Genomic DNA, 17,415 nt, shown 5'->3' on the forward strand with positions numbered 1-17,415 from the left:
GCCTTCGGTCGGTGCGTCTTGTCAACTGTCCCATGCGGCGCGTAGGTGTCAACCGCACTAGACAGACCGGACGCCGCCGATGACGACCTTCTCCCCCGATCGCCCCCTGAAGATCGGCACGCGCGGCTCACCCCTCGCGCTGGCCCAGGCGCATGAGACGCGGACCCGACTGATGGCCGCGATGGACCTGCCCGAGGCGGCCTTCGAGATCGCGATCATCAAGGTGACCGGAGACGCGGTACAGGACCGGCCCCTGAAGGAGATCGGGGGCAAGGGGCTGTTCACCCGCGAGATCGAGGAGGCGCTGCTCGACGGCGGGATCGATATCGCGGTCCATTCGATGAAGGACATGCCGACACTGCAGCCCGAGGGTTTGCTGCTCGACGTCTACCTGCCGCGCGAGGATGTGCGGGATGCCTTCGTGACGCTGGACGGCGGCTCGATCGCGGACTTGGCCGATGGCGCGCGGGTCGGCACCTCGAGCCTCCGCCGACGGGCGCAGCTGACGCTTCGGCGCCCGACGCTGGAGGTGGTCGAGTTCCGCGGCAACGTGCAGACCCGAATGGGCAAGCTGCGCGACGGCGTGGCGGACGCGACCTTCCTCGCCATGGCGGGGCTGAACCGGCTGGGGATGGGCGAGGTCCCCCGCCGCGCGATGGATCCCGGCGACATGCTGCCCGCCATCGCGCAGGGCGCCATCGGGATCGAACGGCGCGCGGATGACCACGCGATGGGCGACGTGCTGGCGGCGATCCACGATCACGACACGGGCCTCCGGGTCGAGGCCGAACGCGCTTTTCTCCGGCAGCTCGACGGCTCCTGCGAAACACCCATCGCGGGGCTGGCGGTGCTCGACGGCGGAACGTTGCGCTTGCGCGGCGAGGTTCTGCGGCCCGACGGCTCCGAAGCGCTGGAGGAGGCGGGCGATTGCGTCGCCGGGGACGGACCGGCGCTGGGGATCGAGCTGGCGCGCCGCCTGCTGGACCGCGCGCCGGACGGGTTCTTCGACTGGCGGATGTGAGCGCAGGCGCCTGCGCACACCTTGCCCGCATGCTAGGCTGGCCCGATGACGCCGGCCCCCGACTACGCGTTCCGCCCTGCGACGCTGGATGATCTCGCTCTTCTGGCGGGCTGGCTGGCGGCGCCGCATGTCCGCGAATGGTGGGACGCGGACGAGCCCTATGACGCGGCGGAGCTGACCGACCCGCGCGTGGCGCGCTGGATCGTATCGGTGGGCGGGCGCCCCTTCGCCTACATGCAGGATTACACGGTGCACGGCTGGGACGACCACCATTTCGCGCATCTGCCCGAGGGTGCGCGGGGCATCGACCAGTATATCGGAGACCCTGCAATGCTGGGGGCCGGGCACGGCACGGCCTTCATCGGGGCGCGCGTGCGGGCGCTGTTCGACGCCGGCGCGCCGGTCGTCGCGACCGATCCGCACCCGGACAACGCGCGGGCGATCGCCGCTTATCGAAAGGTCGGGTTCGCCGTGTCGGGCCCACGCGAAGAGACCGCGTGGGGGCCGATCCTGCCGATGCTGGCGCGGCCCTAGCCCGCCCAGGGCCCGTGCTGATCGGTCTCGCCGTTAATATGGACGAAGCCGTGCAGGCCGAAGAAGTCGCGCTGCGCCTGGATCATGTTGGCGGTGCCGCGCGCGGTCCGCATGTTGTCGAAATAGGCCAGGCCGGAGGAAAGCGCGGGCGTCGGGTGCCCGTTCAGCGCCGCTTCGGCCACGACCTGCCGCAGGGCGTCGTGATTGTCCTTCAGGATCGCCGAGAAGGTTTCGGTGCGCATCAGGTTGGTGCCCGGCTGCGCGTCGAGGGCGGCGGCCATGTCGTCGAGCATCGTCGAGCGGATGATGCAGCCCTGCCGCCAGATCTGGGCGATCCGGCTCATGGGAAGATCCCAGCCGAAGTCGCGGGTCGCGGCCGACAGCATCTCGAAGCCCTGCGCATAGCAGAGCACCTTGCCCGCGATCAGCGCGCGCTCCAGCGTGGCATGGTCGAGCGTGTCGAAGGCTTGCGGCGCGGGGCCGAACACGTCCTCGGTCGCGGCCCGCTCGTCCAGCCGGGCCGAGAGGTTGCGGGCGACGACGGCGGCCTCGATGGCGGGGACGGGGGCGAGGCGGTGCTGGCTCTCGATCGCGGTCCAGCGGCCGGTGCCCTTCTGGCCCGCTGCATCGACGATGACCGAGAGGAGCGGCTCGCCCGTGGTCACGTCGCGGGCGTGTGCCACCTTGCCCGAGATCTCGATCAGGTAGCTTTCCAGCGGACCGTTGTTCCATGCGTCGAACACGTCGCCGATGGCGTCGGGGTCCATGCCATGCCCGTCGCGCAGGATGCCGTAGACCTCGGCGATCATCTGCATGTCCGCATATTCGATGCCGTTATGGACCATCTTCACGAAATGGCCCGCCCCGCCGGGACCCATCAGGGCGGCGCAGGGGTCACCCTGATGCTTGGCGGCGATGGCGAGCATGATGTCCTCGACCCGCGCCCAATGCGCCGGGTCGCCGCCGCCCATGATCGACGGGCCGTGGCGCGCGCCCTCTTCGCCGCCGGACACGCCGACGCCGAGGAAGGGGCCGCGATCGTCGGCGACGCGGCGGTCGGTGTCGTGGAAATTGGCGTTGCCGCAATCGATGATCAGATCGTCATCGTCCAGAAGCGGGCGCAGGGCGTCGATCTGATCGTCGACCGCCGCGCCCGCGGGCACCATGAGGATGATGGCGCGCGGCGTGGAGAGGGCTGCGACCAGCTCCTCGAGCGTCTCGGTCGGGGTGATGCGGGGGGCCAGTTCGCCGGCACCTGCAGCGAAGTCATGCGTGACCTGCGTCGTGCGGTTGAACACCGCGATGTCAAAGCCTTTCTCGGCGATGTTCGAGGCCAGCGCGGCCCCCATGGTGCCAAGGCCGATCAGCCCGATCCGTGATGTGTCTGACATGCCGTGCCTCCCGCGCCATACCGGGCCGACCTAGCCTGCCGCCGGTCCGGTGGAAAGAGAGAGCGCGCCGAACCGCGCCATGCGGGTACGGGCCGGAAACGGTTCTTTGGGGAGCCGGGCGGTTGAAGAGGCGCCGCCGCCATAGAGAGGTCGGGCGCGTCCGCGTCTCGTCACGCGTCGGATCGAACCTTCCGGTGGTTCTCGTGGGCCGTGGTCTCGAAGATGGCGAACCAGTCATTCGCGGCGCGCAGGATCCGGTCGGGGTCCGGGCCGCGCGCGGGCATGTCCTCGGCCTCGGTCGAGAAGAGCCGCCATTCGCCGCGATCGGGATCTTGCCCGAGATAGGCATCCGCCGCGCGCACCTTCGGGTCGGTCGCGTCGCGCCAGTGCCGGGTCAGCATCCGCGTCCCGAGTCGCGAGGCGAGCCAGACATAGCGGCGCGCGACGGGATCGTCGGTCGCGGGACCGGCAGGCGGCGCGGCGGGCGCGTCATGGCCCAGCGCGCCGAGATCGGCCTCGAGTGCCGCGAGGGCGGCGTCGAGCGCGGGTGCCAGCTGGCCCGATCCTTCGGCCTTGCGCAGGCTGGTGATGGCATCGCGATGCGCCGCGAGGAACCCCCGGACGCCATCGGGATCGGTGAGGTCGAACCGGGCGAAGGCCCGGTCTGACGCGTCATGGGCCCGCCGCGTCTCGGCCCGAAACCGTTCCCGGAGATTGATAATGACCATCAGTGCGATCCGCCTTGTCAGTTACTGAAACGCGGAAAGCCCCGACGTCTCAAGGTGTTCGCCTGCGCCTGGGCCTTCGTCAGGGAACCGTCCGACCCGCGCCGGGGTTTTCGCACGACCCATTTGAAAGGAACTCACCATGAACGCGCCAGCCATTCCGCCGCAATCCCAGGATTCCATGCCCGCCGAAGAGTGGAAGATGGATCCTGCCCCCGACTATACGCCACGACATCCCGGCGCGGGCAAGCTCGACGGCAAGGTTGCGCTCATTTGCGGTGGCGACAGCGGGATCGGGCGCGCGGTGGCGGTGCTTTATTCGCGCGAGGGCGCGAAGCTCGCCATCGCCTATCTCGAGGAGGATCGCGATGCCGAGGAGACCAAGCGTCTGGTCGAAGCCGAAGGCGGTGAATGCCTGCTGATTCCCGGCGATCTCGGCCAGAAGGCCCATGCCACCGAAGCCGTGGAGAAGACCGTCGCCGAATACGGCCAGCTCGACGTGCTGGTGAACAACGGCGCGCAGCAATGGCTGGACGAGGACTTCGCCGATCTCGACGAGGAGAAGATTCGGCGCATGATCGATTCGAACATCATGGCCTACATGTTCACCACGCAGGCCGCGCTGGCGCATCTCAAGGAAGGCGCCGCGATCATCAATACGTCGTCGGTCAACGCCTTCGCCGGGATGGGATCGCTGATCACCTATTCGATGACGCGGGGCGCGTCGCTGGCCTTTACCCGTTCGATGGCCGGGAACCTCGCCGACAAGGGGATCCGGGTGAACTCGGTGGCGCCCGGCCCGATCTGGACGCCGTTCATCCCCGGCACCATGCCCGCCGACCAGGTCGAGGGCTTCGGGTCCGAGACGCCGATGGGTCGCGCGGGCCAGCCGTGGGAGGTGGCGACGGCGTTCCTGTTCCTCGCGTCCGACGACAGCAATTACTACACCGGCCAATGCCTGCATCCCAATGGCGGCATGGTGGTCGGCGCCTGATCCGGCATTAGATCGACGTATCGAAGCGGGGCGCCTTGCGGGGCGCCCCTTTGCCATGCGGGAGCCGCACCATGACCCAATCCGACCTCCCCTGGCCCGAAGCGCCCGTCATCTATCAGGTCTATCCACGATCGTTCCGCGACACGCGGGGCCACGGGATCGGCACGATCGACGGGATCGTTCAGAAGCTCGACCACATCGCCTCGCTGAATGTCGACGCGCTCTGGCTGTCGCCCTTCTATCCCTCGCCGCTCTCGGACGGGGGGTACGACGTCGCCGATCACTGCGACGTCCATCCCGCGATGGGGACGCTCGACGATTTCGACAAGCTGGTCGAACGGGCGCATGGGCTGGGCCTTCGGGTCGTGATCGACCAGGTGTTCAACCACACCTCTATCGAGTGCCCGTGGTTCCAGCGCGCCGTGATGGGCGACCCCGACTATGAGGATTACTACGTCTGGTCGGACCCCAAGCCCGATGGCACCCAGCCCAACAACTGGCTGTCGCAGTTCGGGCCGCCCGCATGGACGTGGAGCCACAAGCGGCGGCAATACTACTTCCACAACTTCACCGCCGAGCAGCCCAGCCTCAACCTCCGCTGCGAAGGCGTGCAGGACCAGATGAAGCGTATCATGCAGTTCTGGCGCGACCGGGGCGTCGACGGGTTCCGCATCGACGCGATCACGTCCTTCCTGTTCGACCCCTCGCTGGCCGACAATCCGCCCGCCAGCCCGGAGGTGCAGGAGAAGGTCTCGGGCGAGAATTTCGTGCCCTACACCTACCAGGACCACGCAAACGACATCCTGCCGGGCGACGGTCTGGACTTCGTCAACATCGTGCGCGGCTGGGCGGGCGACGACGCCTATCTCCTGGGCGAGGTGACGTCAGGCAATCAGTCGGTCGAACTCGCCGCGCAGTTGGCCGAGGACGGGCGGCTCGACGCGGCCTACACGACCGATTTCCCCGAGAACAAGGGCACCGCCGAAGCCTATGCGGACGTGCTGACGCGGGCGGGCGATCCGGGGCGGATCGGCTGGTGGCTGTCCTCGCATGACCAGCCGCGCCATGCGGGCAAGTCCGGCGACGGGTCCGACCGGGACGTGCGGTTCCTTGCGACGGTCCTTGCGACCGCGCCGGGCCCGACGATCCTCTACCAAGGCGAGGAACTGGGCCTCGTCCAGCCGGACCTGCCCAAGGCGGCGGTGACCGACCCGCTCGATCTCCTCTACTGGCCCGACGGGCCGGGCCGCGAGGGCGCTCGGGTGCCGATCCCCTGGGCCGAGGGCGACGACCGGGGGTTCTCGACCGGCCGCCCGTGGCTGCCGATGGACTGGCCCTCCGGCATTTCGGTCGCGGTGCAGGATATCGGGTCGGACACGATCCTCGCGTATTACCGCCGGGTCTTCGCATTTCGGCGCGACAAGATGGGTGAGCGGCGGCTGGAGGACTGGTCGCGCGACGGCGAGGTGATCCGGCTGACCTATCCCGGCGCGCGAGTGGTGTTGAACTTCGGGAGCAGTCCCATCGCTGTCGAGGCCGACCCCGATCTGACATCCGCCCCGCTGGACGACGGTAGCCTGCCGGGCCGGACGGCGGCGATCTGGTTGACCTGACCGGTCATCCGGCCATGAAAAAGGGGGGCTACATGGCCCCCCTCGTACCTTCGATAACCCATCTCCGTCAGTGACGGTATTCCATCGGCCGCGCGTAGTAGGGCGCGTCCACACCCCAAGGCGTGTCATCGCGGTCGTCGCGGATCCTTTCGCGCGCCGCGGATGCGGGCTTGGTCGCGCGGCCGAGCATCGTGCCGATCGCCAGAAGTGCGGCCGCGCCGCCGAAGACCAGTGCCTTCCGGGTGCGGTCGCCATCGACGATGATCCCCGTCGTCTCGGCGCGGTGATCGTAGGACCCGTGGGACTTGGACGGATACTCTGCCAGCGGCCCGTCGAGATTGTCGTCGCGGCCGAAGTCGATCTGATCGGATTGCTGCGCCTCGACGCCCGCATCCTCGAGCTGGTTCTCCACGAGGTTCGGGAAGAGCATGTTGCCGAACATCAGTTGCAGCACCGAGCGCCCGACGATGACCTCGCGCGAATCCTCGTCGATGGCCTTGAGGATCGCGCGGGCGGCGACCTCGGGCTGGAAGATCGGCGGCGCGGGCTGGGGCTTTCGGGCAAGCCGGTTGCGGGCCCAGTCGAATTGCGGCGTGTTGATCGCGGGCAGCTGCACCATGCCGAGCGTCAGGTCGGGCCGCGTGCGCGCCAACTCGATCCGGAGCGCCTGCGTGAAGCCTTCCATCGCGTGCTTGGCCCCGCAATAGGCGGTCTGCATCGGGACCGACGTGTAGGCGAGGCCAGAGCCGACATTGACGATGTTGCCTCCGTCCATGACCCGCATCGCCGCCCGGCAGCCGTTGACGGTGCCCAGATAGGTCGTGTCGGTGATCTTGCGGAACTCGGCCTCGTCCACCTCGGTGAAGGGCGAGAAGCTGGTCAGCATGGCGCTGTTGATCCAGACATCCGGCGCGCCCCAATGGGCGACGATGGCGTCGGCGGCGGCCTCGACCTGCGCGGCCTCGCTGACATCCGTGGCGTGGGTGAAGACCCGGTCGCCATGGGTGGCTTCGATCTCGTCCAGGCGCTCCTGCCCGCGCGCGAGGACCGCGATGCGGTAGCCCCGGTCCAGCAGGGCATCCACGGTGGCGCGGCCTACGCCAGCGCTTCCTCCGGCGACGACGGCAATGCGGCTCATGTTCATCTCCTTCACGAATTGTCTTGTCGGATCCCCAACGAATGCGGGGCGCCCCCGGTTGCGGAGACGCCCCGATAATCTGGCTCGTCGGGCGCGGCGTTACGCCGCGAGGTCGCGGCGGGTCTCGAGCTGGGCGATGGCCTGTCCGAGGGAGGCATGCTGCTCCTTGAGGAACATGTATTCCGGGTCGGCGCCGCCCGACGCGGTCAGCGCCTCGTCATAGGCGTCGAGCAGGACATTCTCGCCGCGCACCACCTCGGCCAGCGTGGCCGCGTCGTCGGCGGCGGTGACGGCATCCTTGAGTCCGACGAAGACGCGATGGGCGGCACCCAGCAGCGAGCCGTCGGCATCGACGCTGTGGCCTTCGCCGGTCAGGTAGGCACGGATCTCGGAGGCGTTGCGGTCGCGGCGGGTGAGGAACCCTTCGAAGATCTCGCGGATATGTGGGCTTTCGACGTGGTCGAGGCTCTCGCGGTAGCCTTCGCGGGAATCGATCAGGCGGGTCATCAGCGTCTTCAGCGCGTCGATACGGTCGGTCATTCTGGGCAAGTCCTTATGTTTGCAGGTATTCCCCGCCTCAACGCGCGGCGGCGGGGAAAATGTTCCACGCCGATCCCGCGTTCCCGGACGGAACGGGCGAGGGGCGGCGGACGTTTGCCAAGGGTATGATATCTGCACCAAGGAGAGACCCCATGGACACCCTCAAGGACCTCTACGTCGATCAGCTTCAGGACATCTATTCGGCCTGCAAGCAGTCGCGCGACGCCACCATGAAGATGGAAGAGGCCGCGACCGATCCCGACCTCAAGGCGGCGCTTCACGCGGGCCACAAGGGCATCGAAAAGGGCATGAGCATGATGGCGGACGTCCTGCGCGGCCACGGCGCCGACCCGGACGGCGAATTCTGCAAGGGCATGGAGGGCCTCGTGAAGGAGGTCGACGCTCATGTGTTCAACGAGGAGTTCGGCGACGACGCCGTGCGCGACGCGATGATCATCACGCAGTACCAGCGGATGGCCCATTATGCGATCGCGGGCTACGGATGCTGCAAGGCCTTCGCGCATCGCCTCGACCTCGAGGACGAGGCGTCGAAGCTCGATAAGCACCTCTCGAACACCTATGACGGCGACGAGACGATGACCGCGCTTGCGATGGGCGGCATCAACCGCGACGCCGCGGCTTGATCACGGACGGGCGGCGCCGGAGATCGGCGTCGCTCGCAACGACACGGAAGAAGGGGCGCGATCCGACTGGATCGCGCCCCTTTTTCGTATCGGCGATGGTCGCCGCGTCAGTTCAGGTTGCTGCCCAGCTTCTGGCGCTGTGCCTCGGCTTCGGCGGCGGCCTTCACTCGGTCGGCGGCAGAGGTCGCTGCATCTTCGGCGCGATTCACGGCGTCCTGACCGGTGGGCGTGTTGCCTTTGGCCGTTTCGATCGCGTCGGAGGCTATGTTCTTTGCCTCATCGACAGCGGCACCGGCGACGGCCTTCAGCTTGGCGCTTTCCTCCTGGAAGACGCGGTCGGCTTCGTCGAATGCTCGGTCGCGATAGCCGCCCAGCATCTCGTTTTCACGCTGGGTGCGGGGCAGGGCGGCACCGATGGCGGCCCCGATACCGGCGGCGATGAGGCCACCGATCAGCGGCTGCGAGTCGAAGACGCGGCGGCCTTCGTCGGCATAGTCCCCCATGCGCTCCTCGATACGGCGCTGGGCTTCGTAGGCGGTCTGGCGGGCGCGCAGGACGCGCTCTCGGGCTTTGTCGGACATGGATTGGGTCCCTTCGCTGAAGGTGGATCGAAGTTCGGCCGAGGACTTGTAGCCCCGACCGCGTGCGGACGGCGCCGAAACGGCGGCATTGCGATACCGGGCGGCGGCATATCCCTCGCGGGCGCCGGTTAGCCAGGCATCACGAGCGCGTTCGGCGCGGTCGTCATCATCATCGTCGTCGCCCTCGAAAAGATCCTCGATCTTTTCCCAGGCATCGGACGCTCTGTGAGTGAGATCGGACCAGCCGCGTGCTGCGGCATCGCCAAGATCTTCGGCCTTGGCCGAGATCTTGTCCCAGGTCGACGGATCGTTGCGATCGCCGGCGGCATAGGCCACCCGCTCATCGAACCCGGCCATACGGGGCGCGTCGTCCCTGAGGCCCGGCGCCGTGCTGTAGCTGCGGTCGTCCCAGGCGGGACGGGGGGCTGCCACTGCAGGCGTATCCCGCTCGGAAGAGAAGGACGGCGCACGCTCGTCATGGGTCGAGGCCCAACGATCATAGGTCGGAGCCTTCCGGCCGGACCCGGCCATCAGCCACGTCACACCGATGCCGGCCAGCGCGGCCGCGATCGGGTTGTCCTTGACCTGGCGGGCGATATTCTGGGCCAACTCGCCGCCGTGTTCGCGGGCATAACCGGTCGCGGTGTCGATCAAATGATCGGGCGAGAATTGTCGCTGAAGATCTTCGAGCGAGCGGGCGAGCGCGCCGCGCTCGGCCTCGATCTCGCGCTCGATCTCCGCGGGGGAGCGATCGTCTGACATCAGAATGTCTCCTTCACCGCCTCGGCGTCGCGACGGACATTCTTGACCGTGCGGGTCGGTGCGAGGCTGCTGAGTTTGAGGTCGTTGATCCCCTTGGCGACCATGGCGAAGGCCACGACCGCGAGCAGACCACCGACGATGAGGGCGGACCATCCAGCGTCGAGCCCCAGCTCGGTGATCGCAGCCACGAGGGCGGCCGCCAGCACGTTGAGCGCGACAAGGGCGATTACCAGCGCCCCGACGAGCAGGCCGATGGCGATGCCCGCGCGGGACAGGTTGTCGTTTATCTCCGCGCGGGCGAGGTCGACTTCCTTGCGGATCAGGCTCGAGACGTGACCGAGCACGTCCCCGATGATCCCCGTCGCGCTCTTGGCGCGCGGCTCATCGGTATGTGCGTCGTCCTTCATCAGCGGAACTCCCGGCTCTCACGCTCGTACGGCGTGTGGCGCACGCCGGCGGGCGGGGCGTCGAAACGGGCGTCGCGACGGGTCGTGTAGCGCGGACGCTCCGCCCGTTCGGAGGCCTTCATCAGGCGCGCGGCGGCGAAGCCCAGAAGTGCTGCCCCACCGAGGAACACGGCCGGGTTGCGGCGCGCGAACTGCGTCAGGTCGTCGGCGACCGAGGAGAGGTCCTTGTCGCGGATGGCGTCGGCGGCATAGCTCAGGTTCGAGGCCAGGTAGTCGGCGGCCTGCGCCTGATAGCTGCTCTCGCCGAACTGTCGGCCCGCATCGCGGATCTGCTGAGCGGTGCGGTCGATCTCGCCGGAGGCATAGCTCTTGGCTTCGTCGACCTTGGCGTCGGCAATGCCCTTGGCGCGATCGGCGGCGGCGGCGGCCTCGGCCTTGGCGCGCTCGGTCAGCTCGGCGGCCCGGGACTTGGCAGCGGCGCCGGTCTCTTCGGCGAGCTTGGCGGCGTCCTTATCCTTGTCGGCCTTGGGGGCGGACGTGGCGGCCGCCGTCGAAGCCATGTGGACTTCGGGGGCGGGCGTTTTGGCGGCGGGCGTCTTGGCGGCGGTCGTCTTGTTGCTGCTGTCGGACATCGGGTCCTCCTTCAGGAATGGTTCTGGCGGTGGCGGTCGGTTCGAGGGCGATCCGTTCAGGCGATGAACGAGATGACCGCCAGAGCGACGACGACGACACCGATGACGTAGAAGATGCTGTTCACGATATTTCTCCGGCTTTTGAATCACATGGGCGGGAACCGGTGATCGGTCCCTGATGCTGCCTAAACGCCAAGTCCCCCCCTCGTTGTTCCACACGCCCCACGTGTATTTTCCGGCCCGACCCTTGCCGAGCTCGAGCGCAGAACGTAAGAGGAACAAATGGGAAAGATGTCGATTCAGCAGAAGCTTGCGCTTCTTTCAGATGCCGCCAAATACGACGCCAGCTGCGCGTCGTCGGGCACGACCAAGCGCGGATCGCGCGATGGCACCGGGCTGGGTTCGACCACCGGGTCAGGCATTTGCCATGCCTATGCCCCCGACGGGCGGTGCATCAGCCTTCTGAAGATCCTGATGACGAATTACTGCGTCTACGACTGCGCCTATTGCGTGAACCGGCGGTCATCCAACGTCCCGCGCGCGCGGTTCACCGTGGACGAGGTTGTGTGGCTGACGACCGAGTTCTACCGCCGCAACTATATCGAGGGGCTGTTTCTGTCCTCGGGCATCATAGCGTCCTCGGATTACACGATGGAGGAGATGGTCCGCATCGCCGAGACGCTGCGCGCGCAGGGCTTTCGCGGCTACATTCACCTCAAGACCATCCCCGAGGCCAGCCCCGAGCTGATCGAGCGGGCGGGCCTCGCCGCGGATCGCCTGTCGATCAATATCGAGCTTCCGACCGATGCCAGCGTCAAGGCCTACGCGCCCGAGAAGGACGCGGGCAACATCCGGCAGGCGATGGGCAAGGTCCGCCTGACCAAGGAGGATTACGCCGACCGGAGCCACACCGGCCGCCAGCGCGGCAAGTTCGCGCCAGCCGGGCAGTCGACTCAGATGATCGTCGGTGCCGACGCATCCGACGACGCGACCATCCTCGGCAATGCGGATCGCCTCTACGGTGCCTACGGGCTGAAGCGGGTCTATTATTCCGCCTTCTCGCCCATCCCCGATAGCAGCGCGGTCCTGCCGCTGGTCGATCCGCCTCTGATGCGCGAGCATCGTCTCTATCAGGCCGACTGGCTGATGCGGTTCTACGATTTCGACCTCTCCGAGATCGTGACCCGCGACAATGCGGGGATGCTCGACCTCGACGTCGATCCCAAGCTGGCCTGGGCTCTGGCCAATCGCGACCGCTTTCCTGTCGACGTGAACCTCGCGCCGAAGGAGATGCTGCTGCGGGTGCCGGGCTTTGGCACCAAGATCGTGCAGCGTATCCTGAAGGCGCGCCGCAGCGGGGCGCTGGGCCTCGAGGATATTCGCCGGATGGGCGGGCGCGTGAAGGCGGCGCGGCCCTTCGTCGTGACGCGCGACCACAATCCGGGGGCGACGCTCGACGCGGCGGACCTGCGGCAGCGCTTCGTCAAGCCAAAGCAGATGGAGCTGTTCTGACATGGGCCGCGCGGGCCGCCGCACATCGTGACCTACGCGCCGCGCCTTCCCCGGCTGGGCACCCATGCCGCATGGCGCGCCGCCGCGCGCCGCCTTGTCCACGTCCCCCCGGAGGAGGTCGCGTGGGGCTGGGAAGACGCGGCCCCATCGATGTTCGATGCGCCCCTGCCGGACCCGGCCCCCGATCTGACGGTGCCCAAGGCCTTTGCGACCCTGTCGTCGACGCTCATGGCCGAGCGGTCGGGTCGCGGCTTCGCGCTGACCCACGCCCTTCTACACCGGGTCCAGTCCGAGCGGGGTCTTCTGGCGAACCGCGCCGATCCCATCGTGGCCGAGGCCGAACACATCGCCAAGGACATCCGCCGCGACATCCACAAGATGCATGCCTTCGTCCGCTTCCGCGAGGTGGGTGACCAGAGCCTGCGCCGCCGCTTCGCCGCCTGGTTCGAGCCAACCCACCGGATCGAGGAGACGACCGCCGATTTCTTCGTGAACCGCTTCGGCGACATGGACTGGGCCATCGTCACGCCCGAGGTGACGCTGACCTATGCCGAGGGTTCGCTGTCGATGCGGGCCGTCGCATCTGTCCGGCCGGATGCCGAGGATCCGCTCGAACAGCTCTGGACCACCTACTACAGCAACATTTTCAACCCGGCCCGGCTCAAGGTCGACGCCATGCGGGCCGAGATGCCCAAGAAGTATTGGCGGAACCTTCCCGAGGCCCGCGCGATTCCCGGTCTGATCGCAAATGCCCGCGCCCGCGTCACCGAGATGCACGAGGCCGGGCCCACCGTGCCGCCGCCCCAGGCGCGCCTCCGGACGGAGCCCGAGATGAAGATGCCCAGCCAGACCGACCTCTTCGGCGGCCAGACCGTCGCCGATCTGCGCCAAGGCGCCTCCGCCTGCACTCGCTGTCCGCTCTACGGCCCCGCCACACAGGTCGTGTTCGGCGAAGGCCCGCCCGATGCGCCGGTAATGATCGTGGGCGAGCAGCCGGGCGACCGCGAGGATCTGGCCGGGCGTCCCTTCGTGGGCCCCGCGGGCCAGCTCTTCGACGAGGTGGCCGAGGCGGCCGGGCTGGACCGCGAGGCCTGCTACGTCACCAATGCGGTCAAGCATTTCAAGTTCGTGCAGAAGGGGCGCCGGCGCATCCATCAGAAGCCCGCGACCTCCGAGGTAAACGCCTGCAACTGGTGGCTGGCGCAGGAGTTGGACGCCGTCGACCCCGCGATCGTCGTGGCGATGGGGGCCACAGCGCTGCACGCGCTGACCGGCAAGGGCGCGGGCATCCTCAAGCGGCGCGGCTCCGTCGAAGAGACGAAGGACGGGCGTCCCGTGCTGATCACCGTGCATCCGTCCTACCTGTTGCGCCTGCCCGATGCCGCGAGCCGCGCGCGAGAGACCGAGCTGTTCCGCGCCGACCTCGCCCGCGTCCCCGACCTGCTTGCCAAACGCGCATCCTAGACGCGTTTCGGCGCGTCTTTCGGCGCCCGCCTGTTCGCGAAGGACGCCAGCGGGATGTTTCCCGGCATGGGCGGGAACCCCCGGTCGGGGACCCCCGTTGTGAGGGCCGACATCCCTCCCGACCTGCAACCCCGGAGCCTCCCATGACCCGTATCGACACCGTCATCTTCCCCGTCGCCGGCATGGGGACCCGCATGCTCCCTGCCACCAAGGTCACGCCGAAGGAATTGCTGCCGGTCTACGACACGCCGCTTCTGCAATTCGCCATCGACGAGGCCTTGGCGGCGGGCGCGCGTCGGATCGTGCTGGTCTCGCACCCGAAAAAGGCGGCGATCGAGGCCTATCTCGCCGCAGAGCCCGAGCTTGAGGACACCCTGGCCGAGAAGGGCAAGTCGGACCTCCTGCGGGCGGTGCGGACGACCCGGCTCCCCGAGGGGGTCGATCTGAAGGTCGTGATGCAGGAAGAGCCGCTTGGTCTCGGGCACGCCGTACTCTGCGGCGGGGCAGCGGCGCTGGACGGACCCGTCGGGGTCATCTTACCTGACGATTTGATCCTAGGGCGCCCCTGCCTGGCCGAGATGGTGGCGGCCTACGACCCCAACACGATGAAAAGCCTTGTCGCAGCGCAGGACGTCTCGCGCGGGAAGGTGTCGAGCTACGGCATCTTCGACTGCGACGACGCCTCGGGCTCCGGCGCGATTCCGGCGCGCGGCATCGTCGAGAAGCCGGATCCCGAGGACGCGCCCTCGACGCTCGCCGCCGTCGGTCGCTACATCCTGTCGCCCGAGATCTTCGACGTGCTGGAAGGTATCGGGCAGGGGGCCGGGGGCGAAATTCAACTGACAGACGCGATCGCCGCCCTAGGTTCAATCTCGGCCTTCCGGTTTTCCGGCGACCGCTACGACTGCGGCAGCAAGGACGGGCTGGTCGAGGCCACGCTCGCGGTACAGGCGTCCCGCGCGCGACACCACCTGCGCGTCGCTGCCGAATAGCGGGGCGCCATTCTCACGGGGGGACCGATGCAGTATTACCAGATGACCGGCTTCCTCGGGGGCCCCGACCCCTGCACACAGAAAGCCGACGACATCGACCTTCCCCATCCCGACACCGCCGCGCTGCTCCTCGATTTCGACGGCACGCTCGTCGACATCGCCGACCGTCCCGACGGCATCACCGTTCCAGACGATCTGGCCGACCTTCTGGCCCGCGCGATGGACCGCACGAATGGCGCCGTGGCGCTTGTCTCCGGGCGGACCATCGACGACCTCGTAGATTTCCTGCCGGGCTTCGACGGCACGCTGATCGGCGCCCACGGATCCGAGTTCCGCGTCGCGGGTGAACGGTTCCCCGCCGCCGATTACGACCACGACACGATCGAACGGCTGCAACGGCTGGTCGAGGATTTCGGCGCGCTCCGGCCCGAGTTCCTGGTCGAGCCGAAGCCGACAGGGGTCGTTTTGCACTACCGCCAGGCCGAGGCCCTGGGCGCGCTGGCACTGCACTTCATGGAAAGTCTTGCCGACGCGGCCGAGGGCTTCCGGCTCCAGCCCGCGCTGATGGCCTACGAGATCAAGCCCGACAGCGTCGGCAAGGACATCGCGCTCGACCGGCTTCTGGGCGACGGGCCGTTTGCGGGACGCACGCCGATCTATGCGGGCGATGATTTGACGGACGAGCCCGCGCTCGAGTTGGTGCGCGCGCGGGGCGGTGCGGCGATCAAGATCGGCGATGCCGAGACGGTCGCAGCCCACCGGCTCGCCGATCCCACGGCGCTCCGCGCGCTGCTGGACGGCTGGCTTGGCTGACAGACAGGATGATGGACGGCTGATCGTCGTCTCGAACCGGATCCCAAAGGGCGACGTTCCCTCGGGCGGTCTGGTCTTTGCGCTGCACGAGGCCCTGACGGGCGCGGGCGGTCTCTGGATCGGGGCGGCGGACGTCACGGAAACGGCCGAGGACGGGCTGACACCGATCGGCTCCGACGCCTATGACCGCGCGACCTTCGCGCTGACCGAGGCCGAACATGACGGCTACTATCTTGGCTATGCCAATTCGGTGCTCTGGCCGCTCTTCCATCACCGGCCCGACCTGCTGACCTTCTCGGAGGGCGATTTCGACGCATATGTCGCGGTCAACAAGCGGGTGGCGCGGGCCATCGCCAAGATTGCCGGGCCGGACGACCTGATCTGGATCCACGACTATCATTTCCTGATGGTCGCCCACGAGCTGCGCGCGCTCGGCGTCGCGAACCGCATCGGCCTCTTTCTGCATATCCCCTTCCCCAATCCCAACGACATCATGGCGTTGCCGCAGGTCGCGATGATGCCGTCGTGGCTGGCGGCGCATGACATCGTCGGGGTTCAGACGCGCCGGGACGTCGTCTCGGTCCGCGAGACGATGCGCCACGATCCCAAGGCGCAGATTCTCAACGACGGGACCTGGATCCGCGACGGCCGGACCTTCGCCGTGCTGAGCTTCCCGATCGGGATCGATGCCGAGGGGTTCGAGATCGCCGCACGCGAGGCGCCGACCGTCGACCTGCAGATGGCGCCCGACGCGCCGCTGCTCCTCGGGGTGGACCGGCTCGACTATTCCAAAGGTCTCGTCCACCGGTTCGAGGCCTTCGACGCCTATCTCTCGGCCCGCAAGCCCGGCATGCCGCGCCCGACCTTCATCCAGATCGCGCCCGGCTCCCGCGAGGACGTCGCCGCCTACAAGGAGATCCGCGAGGACCTGGAACGCGCGGCCGGTTCCATCAACGGCGCACATGCCGATCTCGACTGGACGCCGATCCGCTACATCCGGAGGCATGTCGACCGCGACCGGATCGCGGGGCTCTATCGCCGAGCGGATGCCGCATTGGTGACGCCGCTGGCGGACGGCATGAACCTCGTCGCCAAGGAGTTCGTCGCCGCTCAGGATCCGGACGACCCCGGTGTGCTGATCCTGTCGCATTTCGCGGGCGCGGCCGAACAGATGGAAGCAGGTGCGCTTCTGGTGAACCCGTTCGACCGCGCCAGCTTTGCGCGGGCGATCCGGCAGGCCGTCGAGATGCCACTGGAGGAACGCAAGTCGCGTCACGCGGATCTCAGGGCGGGCGTCTTCGCGCAGGATATCGATTGGTGGACGACCAACTTCATCGATCGGTTGCGTGCGGCCCCCGGACAGGGTCCCAACCGCGGCGCGGCCTGACGGCCACGTCGTCGGGCCGGATCAATCGAAGCGAGATCGGTGGCGGTGCAGGTACCTCAATCCCGGAATCAGCAGCGCCCGCGGCGCGCGTCGATCCGGTGCGGGTCCCAGAGCGACCATTCTTCTTGTGGTGATGGCGGAGATGGTGGCGGTGCAGGGACTTGAACCCCGGACACGCGGATTATGATTCCGCTGCTCTAACCAACTGAGCTACACCGCCACTGGCGCGCGAGATAAGACGGTGGGCGAGGGGCGTCAATAGTCG

17 protein-coding genes and 1 tRNA gene are annotated in these 17,415 nt (G+C 67.9%); 10 read left to right on the forward strand and 8 right to left on the reverse strand.

Annotation, left to right across the window (positions count from 1 at the left end):
• Positions 1–79: 79 nt before the first annotated feature.
• Entirely contained in the window at positions 80–1,021 is a 942-nt protein-coding gene (gene hemC / locus Q0833_RS02360; RefSeq protein ID WP_298429864.1) for a hydroxymethylbilane synthase, read from the forward strand.
• Between the two features lie 45 nt (positions 1,022–1,066).
• Positions 1,067–1,555, forward strand: a complete 489-nt coding sequence (locus tag Q0833_RS02365; protein ID WP_298429866.1) for a GNAT family N-acetyltransferase — start codon at positions 1,067–1,069, stop codon at positions 1,553–1,555.
• Here the strand turns inward: Q0833_RS02365 and gndA are convergent.
• Together gndA and Q0833_RS02375 are read right to left on the reverse strand one after the other, a co-directional pair.
• Positions 1,552–2,946 (reverse strand): NADP-dependent phosphogluconate dehydrogenase, encoded by a 1,395-nt coding sequence (gndA, locus tag Q0833_RS02370; RefSeq protein WP_298429868.1) that lies wholly within the window; start codon positions 2,944–2,946, stop codon positions 1,552–1,554. The genes Q0833_RS02365 and gndA overlap by 4 nt on opposite strands.
• A gap of 170 nt (positions 2,947–3,116) precedes the next feature.
• The gene (locus Q0833_RS02375; protein ID WP_298429870.1) at positions 3,117–3,674 is read right to left on the reverse strand and encodes a hypothetical protein; all 558 of its coding nucleotides are present in this window, start codon (positions 3,672–3,674) and stop codon (positions 3,117–3,119) included.
• A 199-nt stretch (positions 3,675–3,873) separates the two neighbouring features.
• On the opposite strand from Q0833_RS02375, the gene Q0833_RS02380 reads away from it, so the two are divergent.
• Entirely contained in the window at positions 3,874–4,665 is a 792-nt protein-coding gene (locus tag Q0833_RS02380) for an SDR family oxidoreductase (protein ID WP_298429872.1), read from the forward strand.
• Positions 4,666–4,736: 71 nt separating this feature from the next.
• The gene (locus tag Q0833_RS02385) at positions 4,737–6,278 is read left to right on the forward strand and encodes an alpha-amylase family glycosyl hydrolase (RefSeq protein WP_298429874.1); all 1,542 of its coding nucleotides are present in this window, start codon (positions 4,737–4,739) and stop codon (positions 6,276–6,278) included.
• Between the two features lie 67 nt (positions 6,279–6,345).
• On the opposite strand, the gene Q0833_RS02390 is transcribed toward Q0833_RS02385, so the two are convergent.
• Both Q0833_RS02390 and Q0833_RS02395 read right to left on the reverse strand, forming a co-directional pair.
• The gene (locus Q0833_RS02390; RefSeq protein WP_298429876.1) at positions 6,346–7,416 is read right to left on the reverse strand and encodes an SDR family oxidoreductase; all 1,071 of its coding nucleotides are present in this window, start codon (positions 7,414–7,416) and stop codon (positions 6,346–6,348) included.
• 99 nt (positions 7,417–7,515) lie between these two features.
• On the reverse strand, positions 7,516–7,956 hold the full coding sequence (locus Q0833_RS02395) for a PA2169 family four-helix-bundle protein (RefSeq protein ID WP_298429877.1): 441 nt from the start codon (positions 7,954–7,956) through the stop codon (positions 7,516–7,518).
• A 152-nt stretch (positions 7,957–8,108) separates the two neighbouring features.
• Between Q0833_RS02395 and Q0833_RS02400 the strand changes: the two genes are divergently transcribed.
• Positions 8,109–8,600 (forward strand): DUF892 family protein, encoded by a 492-nt coding sequence (locus tag Q0833_RS02400; protein WP_298429879.1) that lies wholly within the window; start codon positions 8,109–8,111, stop codon positions 8,598–8,600.
• Positions 8,601–8,707: 107 nt separating this feature from the next.
• Here Q0833_RS02400 and Q0833_RS02405 read toward each other — a convergent pair whose 3' ends face one another.
• From Q0833_RS02405 to Q0833_RS02415, 3 genes are read right to left on the reverse strand one after another with little or no spacing between them, the layout of a single operon-like run.
• On the reverse strand, positions 8,708–9,943 hold the full coding sequence (locus Q0833_RS02405; protein WP_298429880.1) for a DUF3618 domain-containing protein: 1,236 nt from the start codon (positions 9,941–9,943) through the stop codon (positions 8,708–8,710).
• Positions 9,943–10,350 carry a phage holin family protein gene (locus tag Q0833_RS02410; RefSeq protein WP_298429881.1) on the reverse strand — a complete coding sequence of 136 codons (408 nt, stop codon included), beginning with the start codon at positions 10,348–10,350 and terminating at the stop codon, positions 9,943–9,945. Before Q0833_RS02410 ends, Q0833_RS02405 begins: the two co-directional genes overlap by 1 nt.
• Positions 10,350–10,982 carry a hypothetical protein gene (locus Q0833_RS02415; RefSeq protein WP_298429882.1) on the reverse strand — a complete coding sequence of 211 codons (633 nt, stop codon included), beginning with the start codon at positions 10,980–10,982 and terminating at the stop codon, positions 10,350–10,352. The genes Q0833_RS02410 and Q0833_RS02415 overlap by 1 nt, the downstream gene beginning before the upstream one ends.
• 282 nt (positions 10,983–11,264) lie before the next feature.
• Between Q0833_RS02415 and Q0833_RS02420 the strand changes: the two genes are divergently transcribed.
• The 5 genes from Q0833_RS02420 (at position 11,265) to Q0833_RS02440 (ending at position 17,150) form a co-directional block, all read left to right on the forward strand.
• Entirely contained in the window at positions 11,265–12,494 is a 1,230-nt protein-coding gene (locus tag Q0833_RS02420) for a putative DNA modification/repair radical SAM protein (protein WP_298429884.1), read from the forward strand.
• Positions 12,495–12,521: 27 nt separating this feature from the next.
• Positions 12,522–13,958, forward strand: a complete 1,437-nt coding sequence (locus Q0833_RS02425; protein ID WP_298429886.1) for a UdgX family uracil-DNA binding protein — start codon at positions 12,522–12,524, stop codon at positions 13,956–13,958.
• 143 nt (positions 13,959–14,101) lie between these two features.
• The gene (locus tag Q0833_RS02430; protein WP_298429888.1) at positions 14,102–14,950 is read left to right on the forward strand and encodes a UTP--glucose-1-phosphate uridylyltransferase; all 849 of its coding nucleotides are present in this window, start codon (positions 14,102–14,104) and stop codon (positions 14,948–14,950) included.
• A 27-nt stretch (positions 14,951–14,977) separates the two neighbouring features.
• Complete coding sequence (gene otsB / locus Q0833_RS02435) at positions 14,978–15,763, forward strand: trehalose-phosphatase (protein ID WP_298429890.1); 786 nt, start codon at positions 14,978–14,980, stop codon at positions 15,761–15,763.
• The gene (locus Q0833_RS02440) at positions 15,756–17,150 is read left to right on the forward strand and encodes a trehalose-6-phosphate synthase (RefSeq protein WP_298429891.1); all 1,395 of its coding nucleotides are present in this window, start codon (positions 15,756–15,758) and stop codon (positions 17,148–17,150) included. The genes otsB and Q0833_RS02440 overlap by 8 nt, the downstream gene beginning before the upstream one ends.
• 143 nt (positions 17,151–17,293) lie before the next feature.
• Here Q0833_RS02440 and Q0833_RS02445 read toward each other — a convergent pair.
• Positions 17,294–17,370: transfer RNA gene (locus Q0833_RS02445), tRNA-Met, on the reverse strand.
• Between the last annotated feature and the right edge of the window lie 45 nt (positions 17,371–17,415).

Source organism: uncultured Jannaschia sp., assembly GCF_947503795.1.
In the GTDB taxonomy this organism is placed as follows: Bacteria; Pseudomonadota; Alphaproteobacteria; order Rhodobacterales; family Rhodobacteraceae; genus Jannaschia.